At 63.8% G+C, this 20,224-nt stretch carries 22 protein-coding genes; 9 read left to right on the forward strand and 13 right to left on the reverse strand.

Features of this window, described 5'->3' with window-relative positions; all coding sequences use genetic code 11:
- Window positions 1–36 precede the first annotated feature (36 nt).
- From FJ039_04575 to FJ039_04585, 3 genes are all read right to left on the reverse strand, one after another.
- Window positions 37–231 (reverse strand): hypothetical protein, encoded by a 195-nt coding sequence (locus FJ039_04575; protein MBM4405447.1) that lies wholly within the window; start codon window positions 229–231, stop codon window positions 37–39.
- Window positions 232–234: 3 nt separating this feature from the next.
- Entirely contained in the window at window positions 235–633 is a 399-nt protein-coding gene (locus tag FJ039_04580; GenBank protein MBM4405448.1) for a nitroreductase family deazaflavin-dependent oxidoreductase, read from the reverse strand.
- A gap of 138 nt (window positions 634–771) precedes the next feature.
- On the reverse strand, window positions 772–1,740 hold the full coding sequence (locus tag FJ039_04585) for a LysR family transcriptional regulator (GenBank protein ID MBM4405449.1): 969 nt from the start codon (window positions 1,738–1,740) through the stop codon (window positions 772–774).
- A gap of 160 nt (window positions 1,741–1,900) precedes the next feature.
- Here FJ039_04585 and aceB point away from each other — a divergent pair, with 160 nt between their 5' ends.
- Together aceB and aceA are read left to right on the forward strand one after the other, a co-directional pair.
- Window positions 1,901–3,457 carry a malate synthase A gene (aceB, locus tag FJ039_04590; GenBank protein MBM4405450.1) on the forward strand — a complete coding sequence of 519 codons (1,557 nt, stop codon included), beginning with the start codon at window positions 1,901–1,903 and terminating at the stop codon, window positions 3,455–3,457.
- A gap of 17 nt (window positions 3,458–3,474) precedes the next feature.
- Entirely contained in the window at window positions 3,475–4,773 is a 1,299-nt protein-coding gene (gene aceA / locus FJ039_04595; protein MBM4405451.1) for an isocitrate lyase, read from the forward strand.
- An 89-nt stretch (window positions 4,774–4,862) separates the two neighbouring features.
- On the opposite strand, the gene FJ039_04600 is transcribed toward aceA, so the two are convergent.
- The 6 genes from FJ039_04600 to FJ039_04625 all read right to left on the reverse strand — a co-directional run bounded on the left by FJ039_04600 (window position 4,863) and on the right by FJ039_04625 (window position 10,258).
- Complete coding sequence (locus tag FJ039_04600) at window positions 4,863–5,543, reverse strand: HD domain-containing protein (GenBank protein MBM4405452.1); 681 nt, start codon at window positions 5,541–5,543, stop codon at window positions 4,863–4,865.
- 20 nt (window positions 5,544–5,563) lie between these two features.
- Window positions 5,564–6,289, reverse strand: coding sequence for a response regulator transcription factor (locus FJ039_04605; protein MBM4405453.1), 726 nt, complete (start codon window positions 6,287–6,289; stop codon window positions 5,564–5,566).
- A 116-nt stretch (window positions 6,290–6,405) separates the two neighbouring features.
- Window positions 6,406–6,966: a response regulator transcription factor gene (locus tag FJ039_04610; protein MBM4405454.1), complete on the reverse strand. Its 561-nt coding sequence runs from the start codon at window positions 6,964–6,966 to the stop codon at window positions 6,406–6,408.
- Window positions 6,967–7,065: a response regulator transcription factor gene (locus FJ039_04615; GenBank protein MBM4405455.1), complete on the reverse strand. Its 99-nt coding sequence runs from the start codon at window positions 7,063–7,065 to the stop codon at window positions 6,967–6,969.
- Window positions 7,062–9,374: a sensor histidine kinase gene (locus FJ039_04620; GenBank protein ID MBM4405456.1), complete on the reverse strand. Its 2,313-nt coding sequence runs from the start codon at window positions 9,372–9,374 to the stop codon at window positions 7,062–7,064. The genes FJ039_04615 and FJ039_04620 overlap by 4 nt, the downstream gene beginning before the upstream one ends.
- Window positions 9,272–10,258, reverse strand: a complete 987-nt coding sequence (locus FJ039_04625; protein ID MBM4405457.1) for a hypothetical protein — start codon at window positions 10,256–10,258, stop codon at window positions 9,272–9,274. The genes FJ039_04620 and FJ039_04625 overlap by 103 nt, the downstream gene beginning before the upstream one ends.
- Before the next feature lie 381 nt (window positions 10,259–10,639).
- On the opposite strand from FJ039_04625, the gene FJ039_04630 reads away from it, so the two are divergent.
- Together FJ039_04630 and FJ039_04635 are read left to right on the forward strand one after the other, a co-directional pair.
- On the forward strand, window positions 10,640–11,911 hold the full coding sequence (locus FJ039_04630; protein ID MBM4405458.1) for a hypothetical protein: 1,272 nt from the start codon (window positions 10,640–10,642) through the stop codon (window positions 11,909–11,911).
- Between the two features lie 45 nt (window positions 11,912–11,956).
- The gene (locus FJ039_04635; GenBank protein ID MBM4405459.1) at window positions 11,957–12,922 is read left to right on the forward strand and encodes an NAD-dependent epimerase/dehydratase family protein; all 966 of its coding nucleotides are present in this window, start codon (window positions 11,957–11,959) and stop codon (window positions 12,920–12,922) included.
- Here the strand turns inward: FJ039_04635 and FJ039_04640 are convergent.
- From FJ039_04640 to FJ039_04655, 4 genes are read right to left on the reverse strand one after another with little or no spacing between them, the layout of a single operon-like run.
- On the reverse strand, window positions 12,919–13,845 hold the full coding sequence (locus FJ039_04640; GenBank protein MBM4405460.1) for an NAD-dependent epimerase/dehydratase family protein: 927 nt from the start codon (window positions 13,843–13,845) through the stop codon (window positions 12,919–12,921). The two genes, FJ039_04635 and FJ039_04640, sit on opposite strands and share 4 nt — an antisense overlap.
- Window positions 13,846–13,878: 33 nt before the next feature.
- Complete coding sequence (locus FJ039_04645) at window positions 13,879–14,295, reverse strand: VanZ family protein (GenBank protein MBM4405461.1); 417 nt, start codon at window positions 14,293–14,295, stop codon at window positions 13,879–13,881.
- A gap of 6 nt (window positions 14,296–14,301) precedes the next feature.
- Window positions 14,302–15,654: a geranylgeranyl reductase family protein gene (locus tag FJ039_04650; GenBank protein MBM4405462.1), complete on the reverse strand. Its 1,353-nt coding sequence runs from the start codon at window positions 15,652–15,654 to the stop codon at window positions 14,302–14,304.
- A gap of 12 nt (window positions 15,655–15,666) precedes the next feature.
- Window positions 15,667–16,350 carry a hypothetical protein gene (locus tag FJ039_04655; protein MBM4405463.1) on the reverse strand — a complete coding sequence of 228 codons (684 nt, stop codon included), beginning with the start codon at window positions 16,348–16,350 and terminating at the stop codon, window positions 15,667–15,669.
- Window positions 16,351–16,508: 158 nt separating this feature from the next.
- On the opposite strand from FJ039_04655, the gene FJ039_04660 reads away from it, so the two are divergent.
- From FJ039_04660 to FJ039_04680, 5 genes are all read left to right on the forward strand, one after another.
- Window positions 16,509–16,931 carry a YjbQ family protein gene (locus FJ039_04660; GenBank protein MBM4405464.1) on the forward strand — a complete coding sequence of 141 codons (423 nt, stop codon included), beginning with the start codon at window positions 16,509–16,511 and terminating at the stop codon, window positions 16,929–16,931.
- Between the two features lie 76 nt (window positions 16,932–17,007).
- A complete protein-coding gene (locus FJ039_04665; protein ID MBM4405465.1) occupies window positions 17,008–17,724 on the forward strand; it encodes a chlorite dismutase family protein in 717 nt (238 codons plus the stop codon).
- A gap of 90 nt (window positions 17,725–17,814) precedes the next feature.
- The gene (locus tag FJ039_04670) at window positions 17,815–18,081 is read left to right on the forward strand and encodes a hypothetical protein (GenBank protein MBM4405466.1); all 267 of its coding nucleotides are present in this window, start codon (window positions 17,815–17,817) and stop codon (window positions 18,079–18,081) included.
- A 17-nt stretch (window positions 18,082–18,098) separates the two neighbouring features.
- The gene (locus tag FJ039_04675; protein MBM4405467.1) at window positions 18,099–18,512 is read left to right on the forward strand and encodes a DUF309 domain-containing protein; all 414 of its coding nucleotides are present in this window, start codon (window positions 18,099–18,101) and stop codon (window positions 18,510–18,512) included.
- A 7-nt stretch (window positions 18,513–18,519) separates the two neighbouring features.
- Complete coding sequence (locus FJ039_04680; GenBank protein MBM4405468.1) at window positions 18,520–19,959, forward strand: TldD/PmbA family protein; 1,440 nt, start codon at window positions 18,520–18,522, stop codon at window positions 19,957–19,959.
- Window positions 19,960–20,224 lie beyond the last annotated feature (265 nt).

Here is a 20,224-nt window from a genome sequence, read left to right on the forward strand (position 1 = left end):
GCCCACCAGCCTGCCAGAGGCGGGAAGTCCCGCGCGTCAAGATTTCGGGCGGAGCTGAAGAAGGACTGCTCCTGTCACGCTGCTCACCGAAAGCCCGGAGAAGAGCCCCGCTCCCACGCCGGCCGCCACGCCGATGCCGATGATTTCCCCGGCGGCGCACAAGAGCGTCCAGCGCAGCCACAGGGCTTTGGTTGCTAGGTTCGGTCGAAGCGCCGCGCTCTTCCCGCGCATCGCTCATGCCCCGTCCAGTGTGATTTCGATGACGACACGGGTCCTGGCCATGTCAGCGGCGCGCTCGGCGGTGAGTTTCTTATACTGCCGTTGCAAGCAGCGGGCGATCGCTGCCGTATCGTCGCTGAAAAGCTGCGCGTTTCCAGTTACCGATCTCCCGCGCAACTGCAACCTCACCTGGTGCTTGGCGCTGACGTTCTTCCACCATGAGCGGTCATTCCGGCTCACAATCGTGACGAGGCTGCCCTGCCGGGTGTACTCCACCGGAGTCGTGTAGCGCCTGCCGCTCTTTCTCCCGGTGACGGTGATGAGCAGAACGCGGCTGCTCATCAGGAAATGCAGCGGGGACCTTAGGAGCAACTTCGCAAACGGGTTCACCGCTCTGTTCATGAGTGCCCGCATCTGCCGCCAACCTGCTTCCTGGGATCAAGACACAGGATCGCAGGAGGATATGCCGGATGCGTGAACTGAGGCCGTGCCCGTGTGCAGAGGCCGTGAAAGGCTGAACCCATGGACGGGCAGAGCGGGCGACGAGCCCTGCTACTTCCCCGGCTTCTTTTTCTCAGGAGGAGCTGACTCTTGTTCTTTCGCCGCTGCCGCCTCAGCCTTCACCAACGGGAGCTTGGTGTTGTACATCTCGCTCAGGACGCGCAGGAAGGCCATCGTCGCCGGGCTGTAGTGTTGGGCGCGGCGGATAAGGACGCACGTTGGCAGGACCACCCGGTGCGCGCCGGTCAGCGTGATGTGGACCAGGCTCTTTTGGCGCAGATCCCGCTCGATGGCTCCGAGGGGCAGGAAGGAGACGCCGAAGCCGATCTCCACCATGCGCTTCGTCGCCTCGATGCTATCCAGATTCATCTCCACCCGCGGCACGATGCCCGCCTCCTGGCAGACCTCCTGGATGAGGACGAAGTAGGCCGAGCCAGGATCGTAGAGGATAAGCGGCTCCTTGGCGATCTCATAGATGCTGGCCTTTCCCTTCATCGCGAAGGGATGCTTGGGGTGCGCCACCAGCACGATCTCCTCTTCGTAGATCGGCATGGCCAGGATGTCAGGGTGGTGCAGCTCTCGCGCCAGGCCGACATGGGCCTCCTCGTCCACCACCATGTTGAGCACGTCCGATGAGCGCCCCACCTTGATGTGCAGCTTGATGGCCGGGAACTTGGCGCGGAAGCGGTCCAGCATCGTCGGGAGGCTGTAGGTGCCGATGGTGCGCGCCGATGCGATGGTGAGCACGCCGCCCAGGGCCTGCCGCGCCGCCACCACCGCCTCTTCGCCCTGCTTCAGCTGGTCCAGCGCGCGCTCGGCGAAGGGCAGAAAGGCCTTGCCCATCTCGGTCAGGCGCACGCCGCGCCCCATCCGGTGGAAAAGAATGCCTCCCATCTCCTGCTCCAGGGCGTGGATGCGCGCGCCGAGGGCGGGCTGCGTGACATACAGGCCCTCAGCCGCACGGCGGAAACTGCCGCGCTTGGATGCCTCCAAAAAGGCTTCAAGCTGCGCGATCTCCATCCCGCTCCTCCGTCCCACGTGTGATAATTCGGACTTATCGTTCGTATAGGAAAGACAAGGCTGGCATTATACCACCACGGCCCGTTACTCTGGTGCAGGGTTGTGCGGTGGTGCGGCAGATACTCGCAATGAGGTTTGACCAGTGGGGCCTTCGCTACAGATGCTCGGACGGCCTACGGACCGCTACGCAGGAATTCTCTCCCAGGAAGCCCTCGAGTTCGTCGCCGCGCTCTCCCTTCCCTTTGAGCCGACCCGCCGCGCCCTGATGCGAGCCCGCCGCGCCCGGCAGGCGGAGATCGATGCCGGCCGCCTGCCGTCGCTCCCCCAGGAGGATGCGGGCATCCGCGCCCAGGCCTGGCGCGTGCCGCCTGCCCCAGCCGACCTCCAGGACCGCCGCGTGGAGATCACCGGCCCCGCCTCCGATCGCAAGATGGTGCTCAACGCACTCAATTCCGGTGCCCTGGGCTACATGGCCGATTTCGAAGATGCCAACTCCCCCGGCTGGGCACAGTGCATCGAAGGCCAGATCAACCTGCGCGATGCTGTCCTCCGCACCTTGACCGTCCAACGGGCGGATGGCAGCGAGGAGCGACTGAAGGAGAAGACGGCGACGCTCCATGTGCGTCCTCGGGGCCTCCACCTGATGGAGCGCCATCTCTTAGTGGATGGTCAGCCCGTCAGCGCCGCCCTCTTCGATTTCGGGCTCTTCTTCTTCCACAACGCCCGCGTCCAGCTCGAACGGCGCACCGGCCCCTATTTTTACCTCCCTAAATTGCAGAACTGCCAGGAGGCGCGGCTGTGGAGCGATCTCTTTGACTCCGCCGAAGACGCCCTCGGCCTTCCCAGGGGCGTGACCCGCGCTACCGTCCTCATCGAGCACATCCTTGCCGCCTTTGAGATGGATGAGATCCTGTACGAGCTTCGCGGCCATATCACTGCGCTGAACCTGGGGCGCTGGGACTACATCTATAGCTATATCAAGGCCTTTCGGGACGCCTCCTGGTCGCTCACGCCAGACCGTGGGCAAGTCACTATGGCCACTCCCTTCCTGCGCGCCCCGGCCGAGATGCTCGTCGCCGCTTGCCACAAGCGCGGGGCCCATGCCCTCGGCGGCATGTCCGCCTTCATCCCTCGGAAGAACGATCCGGAGGCGAACGCCGTCGCCATTGCCCAGGTGCGCGCTGATAAGGAGCGCGAGGCGAGCCAGGGTTTTGATGGCGCATGGGTCGCTCATCCCGCCCTCGTTGAGTCTGTTGCCCAGATCTTCGATCGGGCGTTCAGCGGCCCCAACCAGCTTGGCCATATCCCGGAGACACGCGCCGCCTCCAGCGATCTGCTGGAAGCGCCCAAAGGCGCGATCACGGAGGCGGGCGTTCGCGGCAATATCAGCGTCGCTCTGCAGTATCTGGAGGCCTGGGTGCAGGGCAGTGGCGCAGTCGCGATTGCGAATCTCATGGAGGACACGGCCACTGCCGAGATCGCCCGCTCTCAGCTCTGGCATTGGGCCAAGCGCCAGGCCCGCCTCGCCGATGGCCGCCCCATGACCCACGACCTCTATTACCGCCTCCGCAGTGAGGAGACGGCGAAGCTCGTCGGCGCGCGGGCGGATAAGGGCCCGGGCGCGCTGGACAAGGCCGTGGACCTGCTCGATGAGCTCGTGACCGCCGACCACTTTGTGGAATTCCTCACCATCCCAGGCTATCGCTACCTTCAGTAAGTCTTAGGAGGACGAAAGTGCAGAACCGTGCCGCAAGGATCCAGGAGCAGATCGCCGAGCTTGAGCGCAGTTGGACCGCCGACGTTCGGTGGAAAGGCATCAAGCGCGCCTATTCCGCTGGCGAGGTCGTCTCCCTGCGGAGCAGCTTAAGGGTGGAGCAAACCATCGCGAAGGCGGGCAGCCGGCGATTGTGGGACCTCCTCCACACGGAGCCCTATATCGCCACCTTCGGCGCTCTCACCGGCGGCCAGGCCGTGCAGATGGTGAAGGGCGGCCTCAAGGCGATCTATCTCAGCGGCTGGCAGGTCGCCGCCGATGCGAACCAGGGCGGCAACACCTACCCTGACCAGAGCCTCTACCCTGTGAACAGCGTCCCCGCCCTGGTCAAGCGCATCAACAACGCCTTCATGCGCGCCGACCAGATCGAAGGCGATGGCGATATCCACTGGTACGCCCCCATCGTCGCCGATGCGGAGGCCGGTTTCGGCGGGCCTATCCACGCCTTCGAGCTGATGCGCAACATGATCGAAGCCGGCGCCGCGGGCGTCCACTTTGAGGACCAGCTGGCCGCTGAAAAGAAGTGCGGCCACATGGGCGGCAAGGTCCTTGTCCCCACCTCCCAGTTCATCCGAACGCTGACCGCCGCGCGCCTGGCCGCCGATGTCTTGGATGTGCCCACGCTCCTTGTCGCCCGCACAGACGCCCGCGATGCCACCCTGCTCACCTCCGATGTTGACCCCTATGACCGTCCCTTTGTCACCGGAGAGCGCACGGTGGAGGGCTACCACATGGTCAAGAAGGGCATGGCCTCGCCCACGGCCCGCGCACTTGCCTACGCCCCCTACGCCGACCTCATCTGGTTCGAAACCTCCGTTCCCGAGCTGGCAGAGGCCAAGAAGTTTGCCGAGACCATTCACGCGAAGTTCCCCGGCAAGCTCCTGGCATACAACCTCTCGCCGTCCTTCAACTGGCGCCGCCACCTTGACGCGCCCACCATCGCCAAGTTTCAGAGTGAGCTCGGCGCCATGGGCTTCAAGTTCCAGTTCATCACCCTCGCCGGCTGGCACCTCCTCAACTACCACACCTTCGATATGGCCTGCGGCTTTGCCACGGAGGGCATGCCCGCCTACGTTCGCCTTCAGCAGGCCGAGTTCGCGCGGGAGTCCGATGGCTACACCGCCGTCCGCCACCAGCGCGAATCCGGCGCCGAATACTTTGACAAGGTCGCCATGGCGGCATCGGGCGGCCAAAGCTCCACTACGGCCCTTCACGGCTCAACGGAGGAGGAGCAGTTCGAGACGGCGAAGGCCCGCTAACCGTCTGACGTGACCCTCCTCGGCGCAAAAAGCAACGGGGCCGCTCATTCGAGCGGCCCCGTTTGTTATCTGAAAACTCGCAGTGCCTGCTAGTATTGCAGGTCTAAGTGCGGCCTGCCCCACAAGTGCTTCCGAGTGAGCGAGAGGCTGCAGGCATCTATGAAGGCGTTGACCACTTCCGGGTCGTAGAGGCGTCCGCGCTCGGTGCGCAGGGTCTCCAGCGCCTTATTGATCGGTTGCTCCGCCCCAGGCGCCGAACTGCCGATCATGCGGTCGAAGGCATCCACCACGGCGATGATGCGCGCCGCCAGGGGGATGGACTCTCCCCGCAGCCCGGCGGGGACGCCGCTGCCGTCCCAGTATTCGTGGTGAAAGAGCACCATCGGCATGATGGGCGTCAGCCACGGGAGGCTGGAGACGATTTTGGCGGCCCGCAGGCAGTGTGCTCCGTTGTCCGTGGGGCGCGGGGGATGCCCCGCCGGGCGGGCGGGAGCGGCTTCGCCGCCGATGATGCGGCCGATGTCATGCAGATAGCCTGCGACCTCAAGCTGGTCAAGGTCGCCGCCGCGCATGCCTATCACCTCTCCCGTCTCCCGCGCCATCTTGCCCACGCGCAGCGAATGCGCCCACAGGAGCGGGTCCGCAAGGCCGGACATGCTCTCCAACAGCGGCATGACCTCATGCAGGCGAGCCCGCAAGCTCCCCGAATGCGACGGGGACTCCTCACGGATGTACGAAAGATTTTCGGTCGGACGGACGAGTGTGGTCATTGCACTTCCTCCCCGGGAAGTTAATGAACGTCCTTCAGCAATCCGAGCTCTATGGCCTTGGCGACGGCCTGTGCCCGGCTCGGCTCCCCGAGCTTCAACAAGATATGTCCTACATGGGTGTTCACGGTCTTCACGGAAAGGTCGAAGTGCTCCGCTATGGCGCGGTCCGTGGCGCCCTGCTGGATCATCTCCAGGATCTCAAGTTCTCTGGCGGTGAGGTCTCGCAGCGGCGGGGTGGAGGTCTCTTCCTTCGGCTGATCGGCCAGGAAGTCTATGACCCGCGCACTCATAAGATCCGGCAGCGCCGCCTTGCCTTCGTGGACCGTATGGATGGCTTTTAAGAGCTCCTCGCCCGGCGCATCCTTCAGGAGATAGCCTCGCGCGCCCGCCTTCACCATCGCCTTGACGTACTGGTCATAGTCGAATGCGGTGAGCGCCAGGCACTTGACTTCCGGGTGCTCCTTGCGCAGTGCCTTCACCAGGTCTATGCCGCTCCCGCCTTTAAGGCGGATATCAACCACGGCGACGTCCGGGCGGGTCTCCGCGATGACGGCAATCGCCTCCTGCACCGTCTCCGCCTCGCCGATGACCTGGATGGACGGGTCCTGGGTCAAGAGGTACTTGGTGCCCTCCCGGAACATCTGGTGATCGTCCACAAGGACAACCCTAACCGTTCCGCCGGGTGCGTGCTCTCGCACATCGGATATAGACAGCGTCGCCACGTTGAATCCCCCTCCTTGCAGCATTCGCGTGAACTGTGTGCAGGCCAGGCTACCAGGGTTGGAAGTATAAAAAATCCGTAAGAAAAGCCTAGGTACGTACGTACAGGGTGAAGGGTTGGTAATCGGCAGTCCTTTGCCGATTACTGCTTTTTGATATAGCCGTGCTCGATGGCGATGCGCACGGCCTCCGCCCGCGTGGTGGCTCCCAGCTTTGAAAAGATGTTCGCCACGTGGGACTCGGCGGTGCGCTGGGAGATTCCCAGGCGCTCCGCGATCTCCTGATTGCGCCGCCCCTGGTAGAGCAGCTCCAGCACTTCGATCTCCCGAATCGTCAGGTCGTCCGGGGTACGCGGGGAGTCTCGTCGCTCCCGGCTGAGGCTGTCCAAGACGGAGGCCGCGATCCGCCCCGGAAGAACCCCGTGCCCTTCGTAGACATCATGGACCGCCTTGATGAGTTGCTCAGGCGGCGTATCTTTCAGGAGGTAGCCGCGCACGCCCGCTCTCGCCAGGGCGTCCACGTACTGCTCGAAGTCGTGGGCCGTCAGCACCAGCACCCGCGCCGTGGATCCCTTGCGCATCAGCGCCCTGGCCACATCTATCCCGCTGCCGTTCTTGAGCCGGATATCCAGAATCACCACGTCGGGGGCCAGCTCATCGGTCAGGCGCAAGGCCTCTTCCGCCGTCTCGGCCTCGCCCACCACCTAGATCCCTGGGTCTGCCTCAAGCAGCGCCTTGGTCCCAACGCGCACGAGGGCGTGGTCTTCCACCAGGAGGACGCGGATAGTGTGCCCTGTCGTCATACGCTCCGTGCCGCCTCGGGGAGGGCAGAGTCCGCCTCCACCGGGACGCTGATGGTAATCGTGGCGCCTTGGCCCGGCGCGCTCTCGATGGCAAGCGTCCCGCCCGCGTGGCGGACCCGCTCGCGCATGCCCAGGAGCCCAAGGTGGCCGTCCTTGGCCGCCCGCTCCCGTTCAGCCGCGCCGAAGCCTCTGCCGTTGTCCATGATCGAGAGGATGGCCTTACCTTGGGCGATTCTAAGGGATATCGTCGCCTGTGTCGCCCCTGAGTGCTTCACCACGTTGTTCAGGGCCTCCTGGGCGCAGCGGTAGATGGCCAACTCCGAGGCCGCGGGGAGGCGCGTCTCATCGGGAAAGCCGTCCAGGTCCATGGTGATGTGTACCGCCTCTTTTCCGGGCAGGTTCCGTGCCAGCCAGTCTATCGCATACCGCAGGCCCAGGTCGTCCAGCATCGGCGGGCGGAGGGCGTTGGTGATGGCGCGCAGCTCCGTGACGAGGGATTTGCCGACGTCAATCACCTTGTCAGAAGGCACGGCGGTTCTGGACAGGAAGATGGCCTGTTGCAACGGGCCGTCATGGAGGTCTATGGCCAGGCGCGCCCGCTCTTCTTCCTGGGCGGTCATCAGCCGCCCGTTCAAGTCGCGCAGCTCATCGCTCAGCTTGGAGCGCGCCAGCAGCATGCTGACCAGCGTGGCCATCGGCTCCATTAGCTTCACATCGTCATCCCGAAAGGCCTCCCCTCCCGATTTAGGCCCGAGAAGGAGCGCCGTGTCTTCATCCAGCACAAAGGCGAGGACCGGGTCGCTTTCCAACTGCCGGATAGCGCTGCCTCGAGAAGGCAGAAAGCCCGGACTGTCATAGGCGCGTCGCAGGCGCTGGGCGGACATGCCGCCCGAGATGATTTCGGAGGCCGATTGAGACCTGCCGGTGACGACGAGATACCCCTCGAGTCTGGCGATCGCCTTCACTTGCTCCAACATGGAGACGACGACGTCTTTGGGCTGCCGCGCCCGCTGGGCCTCTTTGGACAACTCCACGATAGCCTCCCGGTAATCGAAGACATCCCGGTAGACGTAGGTGTCCGCCAGACGCTGCAAGATGGGGCGCAGGTAGGCGAAGGCGAGGGCGCCGAAGACAACGGCCCCGGAGGTGATGAGGAGGTCGTTGCGGCGCGATTCAAAGAGGTCCGGCTTGATGGTGATGCCGATCCCCACGAGCAGGATCATAACGACGAGCAACAGGCCGGAGAGGATGACGTACACGGCGCCGCGCTGGACCAGCCTCCGGATGCCGAGCATCTGGTATTGGAAGATGGAGTAGGCGAAGCCGGTGGGTATTGCCAGGAGACCGAGTGCGGCGATATCAGGGCGAACGATCTCATCCACGCCGCTGGCGATGGGAAGAAAGACGAGCAGGAGGAGCGGGATGAGTCCTAAAATTGTTGCAGACGAGACGATGGCCACAACAGAGCGCTCATTATGAGTGCTTGCGCGCCGATAGCCTGTTATGAGCGCGATGATTGAGAAGATGATGAGGAGGATGAAAGCTATCGAGATACAGGCCTGAAGCCAGGGATATATGTTCGGTTGTGCCGCTGCGGTAAGGATATATATTGCAGTAAGGCCGATACCCGACCAAAGGGTGATGCTCCGAACCTTTTCGACTAAGCGCGGAGTCCCAGGTGTGAGGCTGGTGTAGAAGGCGAATAGGGCCCAGGGCGAGAACCAGACCAAGGGGAATTGGAATCCTAGCGCCCAAACCGTGAGTGCTCCCTCAGATGCCGGGACCAACGCAAGGGAGCAGCCTGCGGCGAGTCCCATAAGCCAAAAACTTCGAGCCGACTTGAGATCCGGACGTCTCCACAGCACTAAACTCCCGAACGTGACAAAAACAAGACCCAGTAAAGGGAGGGTGTACCGTGAGGCGCCCTCAACTGAACGCCCGGCCTCGGCTCTGATGGGTGCTTCACTGCCTGAGGCCCCAGGCCGGACCACGCTACGCGGCCGTTCCGTGCCTCCACCCGTTATCCGGAGGACCGGGTCGCCTACTCGGAGGCCTGCATCCCAACCTGCGCCCGCGGGCATGACCCAGGAGACGCAGTACGGAGCGGCCTCACACTCCTCCAATCGTATTTGCAGCAAAGGAGAGTCAGTGACAGAACGCTGAGCAAAGAAGAAGAGGCTCGCAAAGAGCAGAACACTGGAGAGGACTAAACCGCGGAGGAGGGGGAGGTTAGGGGAGGGTTGGCTTGAGGTTCGCGAGGATCCTTCGGCTTGTCCTCGAGAAGTGAGCGAAGCAACCGGGTCTGACATCCGTGCTTTTCCAATCGTTCCAGGATTGCTTCGGCCCTCATTCTATACCAGTGAGCAAGCGTGAGGGTGAACCGAATCGCCCCGGCCGTCTCGATTGCAATGCGCACCTGCATCTCGCCCGTTGGATCCATTCCCCCGGCGTTGAACGCCGAGCGGCAGGCATCCAGTTCTGGGCTGTCACCCTTGGCGTGCAGGAAATAGGCGATCGGCACGGTTTTCTTTTTGAGGGCGATGTCGCTGGTGCCTGGTGAGAGTATCGAAGCGTCTGACGCATCGTCGAGCAGTTGGCTATACGTTCCAAAGTGCAGGCCGAATGCCGCTAGCTCTGAAGTTACTGAGGTGCTTGCCCCTGCAGCCAGCGCGATCGCTTTGCCGATGGCCCCCGCCTTTGCTTCGGTCATCTCTTTCGCCTCCTCCAGCGATGGCGTCTCATTGCCCTGGAGGTCAAGATCCGCCTGTTGCCCGGAGCAAGCGGTCACGAAACTGGAGTAGACCTGACTCCAATCTACTTGGAGACCACTCGCTGCTCTGGATGCTTCGAAGAGATGGGAGGCAAGGAACAGAAGCGCCGGGCCGATTTGCTGATCGGCGTTCGTGCTGTGCCTATCGTGGTCTGCTAATGCATCAAAGACATGGCTGGCCGATACGATGACTTCGGTCGCTGCGGCGGCTTTGGCACCAACCTGAAGCTGCTTCCCTCCTCCAGCAAAAAACGCGCCCAACGCGATCTGCGTTGGGCGTAAGGGCGTCCTTTCGTGGAGCGGGTGCGGGAACTTTTTAAGGGTTGTCTCTATGCGCTCTCGAAAGGAGGGCGCGACTGCGCCGCTGGCCAGGGCTTCAAGGATCGAGGTTTTGACCAGCAGCGCAGTCTCATGAGCGAGCATTTAGATCCAACCGGCCTCTTGGGCGCGCAGGACGGTCCCGCTGACTTCGGTCGGGCGTGCGGCGGCGCCGGCCAGGGCGAGCGTGGCTTCCTTCTTCCCGATCAGCATCTCGAGCGCTGCGCGAACTGCATCCTTCTGCATGGTGTCTCCCGGACATGTGTATTTCCCGCTCTGCGGGATGGCACCCATTCAACCAGGGGGATGGCACCCACTCAACGGTACAAATAAACCCGCTACGTAAATGTTTCTACCTATGCCGAAGCATACCAGCCGCCAGGCTCGTGCGCACGCCCCCTCCGGGGCAAAAGTGGAGTCTTCCCTACCGCTCTGTCATAATCTGGGGTCAGTTGCGGCGGCAGGAGCCTAGAGGGAGGCGCGGCGATGGCTGAAAACAGTCAAACGACCCTTTCCAAAACGGAACAGAACCTCTGGAACGCCATCGTGAGCGAGTCCATGGCCCAGCTCAAGTATTCCGCCTTCGCCCTCAAAGCGCTGGAGGAGGGCCACCCGGAGGTCGCTCAGGTCTTCCAGGAGACAGCCGGCGCGGAGAACATCCACGGCATCAACCAGCTTAAGACCGCCGGGGCCGTGAAGTCCACGGCGGAAAACCTTCGCAGTGTCACCACCGGCGAGGCCAAAGAGATCGCCTCGCTCTACCCCAGGATGATCCGGGATGCCCTGGATGAAGGGCGTATGGATGCCGCCCAGGCCTTTGCCGTGGCCATGGATCGGGAGCGCTACCACCTGGAGAGCTTCATGCGCGCCCTGGACCTGCTGGAGAAGAAGATGGGCAAACAGCCGGAGGCCGCGCCTTCCATCGCCCTGCCCCCGCGTCCCATGTCTATCCCTGAAGCCCAGGTGCAGCAGATGGCCTCGGCCGCTCCTGCGATGGAACCTAACAGGCCTGTGGCTCCTATAGAGGCAACGGCCCCCGCCTATGGCCGCGCCATGCGCGAGGTGGAGCGCGAAAAGACGCGCCTGGCCGCCGTCCGCCGCATCCGCGAGGTCGTCTTCGGCGCGCAGGATGGGCTGATGAGCACGTTAGCCCTGGTGACCGCCCTTTCCGCCTCGGTAAGCGCCAACTCCACCGTCGTCGTCGGTGGACTTGCCACCGCCCTTGCGGGCATGGTCTCCATGGCCACCGGCACCTACCTTGGCTCCAAAGCTGAGCAAGAGGCGTTCAAGGCTGAGATTGAGAAAGAGGCCAAAGAACTGGAGGCTAACCCCGCTGAAGAGATGGCGGAGCTTGTCTTCCTCTACCACCAGCAGGGCATGTCTTACGCTCAGGCGCGCGACTTGGCGGAGCACATCGCGGCCGATAAGGAACTGTGGCTTCGCACCCTGGTGGAGAAAGAGCTCGGCATCAGCCCTGACGTCCTTGGCAACCCGGTGAAAGATGCCCTCACCATGGGCGCTGTCTTCATCCTCGCGGCCATGGTCCCCATTCTGCCCTTCTTCTGGATGGAGGGGAATGCCGCCATCGGCGTTGCGGCCGGGCTTGCGCTCACTGCGCTCTTCGGCCTGGGCACGGCCAAGGGCAGAGTGGTGAAGCGCAGGCCCTTGATGCAGGGCCTGGAAGTGCTCATCATCGGCACCGCGGCGGCCGGCGTCGGCTATCTCCTCGGCGAAGGCATCCCCAGGCTCATCAACTAACGCACCCATACCTCACTCAAGAAAGGCTCTTCATTGCCTACCCACATCCTCCTCACCGGCGGCGCGGGCTTCATCGGCTCCCGCGTCGCCTCCCGGCTCCTCGATGCGGGCCACCGCGTCACCGCCGTGGACGAGATGAATGACGCCTACGATGTGCGTTTGAAAGAATGGCGGCTGAAGCAGCTCCTGGGGAGACGCGGCCTCTCCTTCCATCGCATAGATATCCGTGATCGCTCGGCCCTTCGCCCCCTCTTCAAGACAAAGGTTGATGCCGTCATCAACCTCGCCGCCCGCGCCGGCGTTCGACAGTCCATCGCCAATCCCTGGGTCTACTTCGAGACCAACACCACTGGCGCGCTGAATCTCCTGGAGCTCTGCAAGGAGTTCGGCGTCGGCAAATATGTCCTCTCCTCCACCTCAAGCGTCTATGGGGGAAAGAACAAGATTCCATTCCGGGAAGATGCCAATACCAACTACCCCATCTCGCCCTACGCCGCCTCCAAGAAGGCCGCCGAGGCCCTCTGCTACACCTACCACCATCTCTTTGGGCTCGATGTCACGGTGCTGCGCTACTTCACGGTCTATGGCCCCGGCGGGCGGCCCGATATGTCGCTCTTCCGCTTCACCCAGTGGATTGCGGAGGGCCGCCCCGTCCTCGTCTACGGCGATGGCCGCCAGTCCCGCGATTTCACCTATGTGGACGATGTGGCTCGCGGCACCATAGCGGCGCTCAAGCCCGTCGGGTATGACGTCATCAACCTCGGCTCAGACCGTCCGCTCACGGTGAACAAGGCCATCAGCCTCATCGAAACACGGCTGAAGAAGAAGGCCAAGGTGAAGCGCGAGCCGATGCACCCGGCGGACATCCGCGCTACCTGGGCCGATATCGGCAAGGCGCGCCGAATCCTGAAATGGGAACCGAAGACGACCACCGAGCAGGGCATCGCTAACCTGGTGGACTGGTATCTGGAGAATCGCGCCTGGGCCAAAGAGATCGAGACGGGCGGCTAGGCGCGGAAGTAGTCCACCGTCCGCTTCAGGCCTTCGCTCAAGCCCACCTTCGCCGACCAGCCGAGCCCTCGCTTCGCCTTGCGCGCGTCCAGCCAGATCTTGTAGACCTCGCCTTTGCGCGCCGGGGCATGCTTCGGCGGGTTCTTGGTCCCGGTAAGGCGCACCAGTTCCTTCGCCACCTGGTTCACGCTGGCGCCCTTCCCCGTCCCGATGTTGAAGGAATCGTTCTTCTTCTGCGCCAGCGCCTTCATGTTCGCCTCGGCCACGTCCGCCACGTAGACAAAGTCGCGCTGCTGCGTGCCGTCGCCGAAGATCAGCGCATCCTCGCGCGCAAGGAGCCGTCTGGTGAAGATGGCCACCACGCCCGCCTCGCCCTCCGGGTCCTGGCGCGGACCGTAGACGTTGCTGTAGCGCAGGATGGTGTGCTTGAGGCCGTGCAGGTCGCCGTAGAGCCGCACAAAGACCTCGGCGGCGTACTTGCTCGCGCCATAGGGCGAAAGCGGCCGGATGGGATGCGATTCGCCGCAAGGCAGCCGCTCCGGTTCGCCGTAGAGCGCGCCGCCGGTGGAGCTGTAGATGAACCGTTCGATGGCGAAGGCGCGGCACTGCTCCAACAGGTTGATGGTGCCCAGGACGTTCACATCCGTATCCATCCCCGGCTCTTTCACTGACCTGATGACGCTCGCCTGCGCCGCCAGATGAAAGACATACGACGGCTTGACCTTCGCGAAGATCTCCCGCAAGTCGGGAGATCGGATGTCCGCCTGGTAGAGCGTCGCCTTCGGGTGCAGGTTCTCCTTCCGTCCGATGACCAGGGAGTCCACGGCGGCGACCTGATAACCCTTCGCGATGAGCCGGTCCACCACATGGGAGCCGATGAACCCGGCTCCGCCGGTGACGAGCGCTACCTTTGGTGCGGCCATGCCTTTGTCCTTTGGTGAATGTCGCGGCTCATACTAGCCGATTTTCCCCTTTGCAGCGCGCCTCTGCGCCAGGCGCCGCTCCGCAAGTCGCCAGACGATGAGCACCGCGACCACGCCCCCGATATCAATGAAGACATCGGTTACTGACCCTACGCGCCAAGGGGTGTAGCGCTGGTGGGCCTCGTCGCCGATGGCATAGGCGGCGGCGATCGCGAAGCTCAAGGCGTAGGCGGGATCGCGGCGCAGGAAGCCGAAGGCGATGCGCAGCAGGAGCGCCAGCGAACCGAACTCGGCGGCGTGGGCCATCTTGCGAAAGGCCAGGGTCAGCCCCTCTTTCTTCTCTACAACGATGCCCGGCGTTGTTGATTGGGAGGAGTAATAGAAGATAACGCCCATAAGCCCGGCGGAGAGAAGAAGCGCAACGGCTTGCGGAAGGCTCGGCGTGCGCAAGGGGGCCTAGGCGATCCGCGAAAGGGCCTTCGGCGCGATGCCGCCAAGCGACCGGACGACTCCCTGGAGCACCGGCCACCGCAGGAACTCCTTGATGGCGCCGCTGTGCCAATCGAACCCGAGGCTCTCCGATTGGAGGAGCTTCTCTACAAAGCCGTTGGAGGCCAGCGCTTCTATGATGAAGTCTATCTGGCGATCGCCCAGCAGCTCGTAGATGCGGCGCGCGTTGTAACCCGAATCCAGCTCTCCGCCGAGCACGCTCTTCCACTCGCGCTCATACTCAGAGAGCGCGTCTTCGGTGAGGTCGTCGCGCCGCAGGGCGTTGTGGAGCGCCTCCGCCGCAATGCGGCTGGCGAGGAAGCTGTAATAGATGCCGCCGCCCGTGGTGGGCTTCACCTGGCCCGCCGCATCGCCGATGACGAGCACCCGGTCGCGGTAGGCCTGCTTCAGCGGTCGCAAGGGGATCGCCCATCGGCTCGGCCCGCTCACCACTTCCCCCACGATGCCCTTCTCCTGCAGATGCGCCAGCAGCTCGGCGAAATGCTCGTTATTCTGCTTCCGCGCCATCAGCCCCAGCAGCGCCCGGTTCTCCGTCGTCGGCGTCAGCCAGCCGAAGAATCCCGGGGCGAAGCGCTTGCCCAGGTGGACATGGATCTCGTCCACGCCCGTCGTCGTCACCGTGGCCTGGATGCCTCCGGCGTAGTCCTGCACCTGCCCCAGCCCCAGCGACTTGGTGAGCCTGCTCCCGAACCCGGCGGCGATGACCACGCTCCTCGCCTTGATCTCTTGCGGCCCCGCGCCGTTCTGCACGATGGCGCTGATGTGGTCGCGCCCCGGCTCCACGGAATGGACGGTGTGGCCCAGCAGATAGGTCGCGCCCGCCTCCTGGGCCTGTTGCGCGTAGCTCGCCACGTAGGAGACTCGGTCCACGATGTAGGCTTGCGGCTCCTCCCGCCCGATGTGGATCGCCTGGCCCCCAGGCGCGCTCACGGACGCGCTCCGCGCCGCGCGGTAGATGTGTTCCGGCGCGATGGGGAACTGGCGGATGCATTCCGCCCCCACGATGCCGGTGCACAGCTTATCGCCGATGGCGTAGCGGCGGTCCGCCAAGGTAACGCGGTAGCCGCGCTTGGCCAGCTCTAGGGCAGCATTATTGCCCGCCGGCCCAGCGCCGATGATGAGAACGTCTTCCACGTTGGTGGTAATCGCCTTACGGAAGGTTGTGAGGCAGCCCGGAACCCTTGAAGCAATCCTTCGGGAAGTATAACAAATGAGGAGTGATTCATGTACCCGCGCACGAGACGCCAGCGAAAAGAAAAGCCCTCCGGTTATATGACCGGAGGGCTTTTGCGCCAAGATGCTGGAGTTGCGTTAGCGGCCCTTCCACTTTGCCAGGTCGCGCACCCCGGCCACCTTCCACCGCAGGTTGTCATCGTTCACCAGCTGCACTTCGCTCTGGCGGTGCTCGCCCCCGGCCAGCGCCGTCTCCACGATGACGGAGGCCGTGTTGCAGCCCACCACAGGCGTGCCCATGTTCACCAGTTCGATGTTCTTCCCGAGCTCCTGGTTCGCGGCCTGGAGGAAATCGTTCGAGACGATCTGCTTCATGCCGTTGCCGTTGTTGTCCTTCACGAAGCGGAAGTACTCGCGCACGCGGCTCTGGATCACCTCGCGGCGCTGGATAACCTGGCCCGCGCTGCCCCCGATGCCGCCTAGGTTGGAGCTGTCCTGGGAGACGGCCAGTTTCCCCTTCACAAGGATCGAATGTCCCTGGTCCGAGCGGTCAACCACGCAGAGGACGGTGTAGCCCTTGGCCATGAGCTCTTGGCGGACTTGCAGGGCCACATCCAGGGCCGTCGCGCCTGCGGCAACCTTGATCTCCATCTTGCGCGGCGCGTTCAGGACGATCCTGCCCTCTGCCGTTGCCGCGCCGGTAAGGTTCAGTTGGTAGACCTCTTCTGCCGATTCCTTCTTGGCCGCCTGCGCCGTGCTGCATCCCGCGACGACCAGTGTCCCTGCAAGCGCTGCCGCCAGTGGCAACAGTATGCGACGCATAGAAATCCTCCCGACGCTCTTATCGAGTGCCGCTTGTGAGTTGAATCGCTATTTAGTATAAGTCTAAAACTAAGTTTAGTCTAGCCGGTTCCACAAGAGACGCCCCTGGGATGCACGGTGTAGAATCTGGCCTATTCCCTGGAGACCTGGAGTCCCACATGGCAGTAGCCACAACCCGCCTGAAGCTCGAGACCAAGGGCGGCGGCCAGATCATCGAGATCACCCAGGAAGTCCTGAGGCGTGTGGCGGACTCCAAGATACGGCACGGCATCGTGACGGTCTTCCTCACCGGCACCACTGCGGGCGTGGGCATCATGGAGCTGGAGCCTGGGACGGTGAAGGACCTCCAGGCAGCCATGGAGCGCTTGGCCCCCAGGGGCGCGACCTACCAGCACAACGCCATAAACGCCGGGGAGACCAACGGCCACTCCCACCTCCAGGCCAGCCTCTTTGGGCAATCGCTCGTGGTCCCGGTGGAGGGCGGCAAGCCCGTCCTAGGAACGTGGCAGCGCATCATCGTCATGGACTTCGATTCCCGGTCGCGCACGAGGGAGATCGTGGTGCAGACGATGGGCGAATAGCCGCTTGTCCCATCTCCAGGGGACGACTATCATGGATTGCGGTTCCTTTCACACCCGATGTTCTTGAGGTGTCGTCATGCAGCACAGGCCTCCCGCCGCTGAAGGCAAACCGTCCAGCCGCCAGGTTGTCCGCTACGCCGTCTACCGCCTTTCGCCCGAGTGGCGCAGGCTGGATGGAGCGACGCGGGACGCCGGGAAGCGCGAGTTCGCGGCGGTCATCGGCGAGCACAACGATAGGATGATGATCCGCCCCTACAGCCTCACAGCCACTAGGGGAGACGCCGACTTCATGCTGTGGACTGTCGCCAACTCCCTGGACGATTTTCAGTCGCTCTACACGGGGCTCGCGCGGACGGGCCTGGGGAAGTACGCCACCATCCCCTACTCCTACTTCGCCATGACGCGCCGCTCCATCTATATAGACAAGCACACCCACGAAGGCCAGGAGGGCGCGAGGCTGAAGATCCGCCCCGGCGGCGCGAAGTTCCTCTTCGTCTACCCCTTCGTGAAGTCGCGTGAGTGGTACGCCCTGCCCATGGCCGATCGCCAGCGCATGATGGACGAGCACATCGCCGTGGGCCACAAGTACCCGGGCATCCGCATCAACACCAGCTACTCTTTCGGCCTGGACGACCAGGAGTTCGTGGTGGCCTTTGAGGGAGACAACCCCAGCGAGTTCCTGGACCTGGTGATGGAGCTGCGCGACTCCCAGGCCAGCTGCTACACCATCCGCGATACGCCCAGCTTCACCGCAGCCGCCATGCCGCTGGACCAGCTGCTGGCGACTCTCTAGGAGGCGATGATGGCGAAGCACGTAACCTTTTATTGGAAGACCACCTGAACCACGTGCCGCAAGGCGAAGGCGTCGCTTTCGCAAAAGGGCGTGAAGTTCACCGAGCGCGAGCTGGCCAAGCAGCCCCTGACCCCGGATGAGATCAAGCGGCTCTCTGGCGGCAAGCCGAACGACCTGATTGATCGCAAGAAGCCCTCCTTCCGCGCCCTCGGCATCGGCGATAAGACCCTCTCCGATAAAGAGGCCATCGAACTGATGCTGAAGAACCCGAGCATCATCCGCCGCCCGATCTACGACGTGGACGGGCAGATCGTCCTCGGCGTGGACGAGGCGAAGCTGAAGAAGCTTCTTGGTTAGGAAGTCAGGAACACTAAGTGTCCGGATCGCAGTCTCGGCAAGAGGGATGCAGCCAACCCGCGCTGCCTGATCTGCTGGAGGGCATCGCGCGCTTCAACCGTGGCGAATACCACCCCTGCCATGAGATCGTCGAAGCCCTGTGGAAGCGCACGCCCGGCCCTGTCCGCGATCTCTACCAGGGCATCATCCAGCTCGCTATCGCCCTCCACCACACGCGCAGCGGCAACTTCGCCGGCGCCACGGCGATGTACGAGAAGGCCATCGCCAAGCTCGTGCCCCTTGAGCCGGCCTGTCAGGGCGTGGATGTAGCGGGCCTGGCGGCCCAGGCGCGCGCGGCGCAATCGGCCGTCGCGGCCCTCGGCGCGGGCGGCCTTTCGCGCTTCGAGTGGAGCCGCGCGCCGAAGATCAGCCTGCGCGACACCTCGGTATAATGCGCCCATGAAAGAGTTGCTGATGCGCGCCCTGGATACCGCCGTGAAGCGCGGCGCCTCCTATGCCGATGTCCGCTACCTGGAGACGAAGCAGGAAGTCGTCATCGTCAAGGATAACCGCATCGAGGCGGTGACCCGGAACGTGACTCGCGGCTTCGGCGTGCGCGTCATCGCCAACGGCGGTTGGGGCTTCGCCAGCAGTTCCCGGCTGGACGCCAGGGAGATGGACACGGTGGCGGCCACCGCGGTGCGCATCGCCCAGGCTTCGTCCTCCGTCCTCCGGGATCCGGTGAACATCGGCGAGCCGTACAAGATCGTCGCGACCTACCGGACACCGGTGCAGCGCGACCCCTTCGCCGTAAGCGCGGAGGCCAAGGCCGCTCTCCTCTTGGAGGCGACGCGGCAGATGACCAAGGTGAAGCACATCGTCACCGGGACGGCGAACGCGGAGGTCTTGCGGCACCACAAGATCTTCGCCAGCACCGAGGGAAGCTACATCGAGCAGACGCTCTACGAGACGGGTTGCGCCATAGAGGCGACGGCCGTTGACGGGAGCGAGGTGCAGAACCGTAGCTACCCCAACAGCATCGGCCGCCACCAGGGCTGCGAGGGCTGGGAGCTGGTGGAGCGCTACGACCTCCCCGGGAACGCGACGCGAATCGCGGAAGAGGCCTCCGCCTTGCTCAAGGCGAAGCAGTGTCCCTCCGGGGAGACGACGGTGATCCTGGACGGCTCGCAGACGGCGCTCCAGGTGCACGAGTCCTGCGGCCATCCCATCGAGCTCGACCGCGTCTTCGGCTCAGAGGCCGCCTTCGCAGGGACGAGCTTCCTCACCACGGAGAAGCTCGGCACGTTCAAGTATGGGTCGGATGCGGTGAACATGACGATAGACGCGACTATCCCCGGAGGACTCGGCACCTTCGGTTTCGATGATGAAGGCGTTCCCGCCCAGCGCGCCGATATCGTGAAGCGCGGCCTCTTCGTCGGCTACCTCACCTCCCGGGAGACGGCGGCGAAGCTGGGCTGGCGCAGCAACGGCGCGATGCGCGCCAGCAATTGGGACCGCCTGCCCATCATCCGCATGACGAATGTGAACCTGGAGCCCGGCCCCTGGCGCCTGGACGACCTCATCGCCGATACGGACAGGGGCATCTATATGCAGACGAACCGCAGCTGGAGCATTGACGATAAGCGGCTGAACTTCCAGTTCGGGACGGAGATCGCCTGGGAGATCAAGAACGGCAAGCTGGGCGAGATGCTGAAGAACGCCACCTACACCGGGATCACGCCGCAGTTCTGGGGCTCATGCGACGCCGTTTGCGGCGGCGACGAATGGCTGGTCTGGGGCGTGCCGAACTGCGGCAAGGGCCAGCCGGAGCAGGTGGGCCACGTGGGCCACGGCGCCGCGCCCGCGCGCTTCCGCAACGTTCGCGTCGGCATGATGTAGGCCCCATGTCATCCTAAGGGCCTCTGGTGCGGCACGCGGTCCGAGAGGCTCGGACTCGTAGGAACGAGAGTGAAGACACACACGGTCCGAGCAGTCCGGACTCGTAGGAATGAGAGTGACGACACGCGCTCCGGTGCGGCACACGGAGTCCTTCAGAAAGGACCGCGTTCGTCCGATGTAATCGGACCGCCCCTACAGAGGATGGTGGGTTGCAGGAGCAACCCAGGCGGCGTAGGCCCGTTCGTCGTGGTGATTGGGGATCGCC

This window comes from Chloroflexota bacterium, assembly GCA_016875535.1.
GTDB lineage: Bacteria > Chloroflexota > Dehalococcoidia > SHYB01 > SHYB01 > VGPF01.

Coding starts and splice junctions, on each gene's coding strand:
- FJ039_04680 (MBM4405468.1), top strand. CDS start 18,520: ATGAAAGAGTTGCTGATGCGCGCCCTGGATACCGCCGTGAAGCGCGGC.
- FJ039_04625 (MBM4405457.1), bottom strand. CDS start 10,258: ATGCTCGCTCATGAGACTGCGCTGCTGGTCAAAACCTCGATCCTTGAA.
- FJ039_04660 (MBM4405464.1), top strand. CDS start 16,509: ATGGCAGTAGCCACAACCCGCCTGAAGCTCGAGACCAAGGGCGGCGGC.
- FJ039_04580 (MBM4405448.1), bottom strand. CDS start 633: ATGCGGGCACTCATGAACAGAGCGGTGAACCCGTTTGCGAAGTTGCTC.
- FJ039_04575 (MBM4405447.1), bottom strand. CDS start 231: ATGCGCGGGAAGAGCGCGGCGCTTCGACCGAACCTAGCAACCAAAGCC.
- FJ039_04585 (MBM4405449.1), bottom strand. CDS start 1,740: ATGGAGATCGCGCAGCTTGAAGCCTTTTTGGAGGCATCCAAGCGCGGC.
- FJ039_04655 (MBM4405463.1), bottom strand. CDS start 16,350: ATGCGTCGCATACTGTTGCCACTGGCGGCAGCGCTTGCAGGGACACTG.
- FJ039_04665 (MBM4405465.1), top strand. CDS start 17,008: ATGCAGCACAGGCCTCCCGCCGCTGAAGGCAAACCGTCCAGCCGCCAG.
- FJ039_04630 (MBM4405458.1), top strand. CDS start 10,640: ATGGCTGAAAACAGTCAAACGACCCTTTCCAAAACGGAACAGAACCTC.
- FJ039_04615 (MBM4405455.1), bottom strand. CDS start 7,065: ATGACGACAGGGCACACTATCCGCGTCCTCCTGGTGGAAGACCACGCC.
- FJ039_04620 (MBM4405456.1), bottom strand. CDS start 9,374: ATGTCAGACCCGGTTGCTTCGCTCACTTCTCGAGGACAAGCCGAAGGA.
- FJ039_04605 (MBM4405453.1), bottom strand. CDS start 6,289: ATGCTGCAAGGAGGGGGATTCAACGTGGCGACGCTGTCTATATCCGAT.
- aceB (MBM4405450.1), top strand. CDS start 1,901: ATGCTCGGACGGCCTACGGACCGCTACGCAGGAATTCTCTCCCAGGAA.
- FJ039_04600 (MBM4405452.1), bottom strand. CDS start 5,543: ATGACCACACTCGTCCGTCCGACCGAAAATCTTTCGTACATCCGTGAG.
- FJ039_04640 (MBM4405460.1), bottom strand. CDS start 13,845: ATGGCCGCACCAAAGGTAGCGCTCGTCACCGGCGGAGCCGGGTTCATC.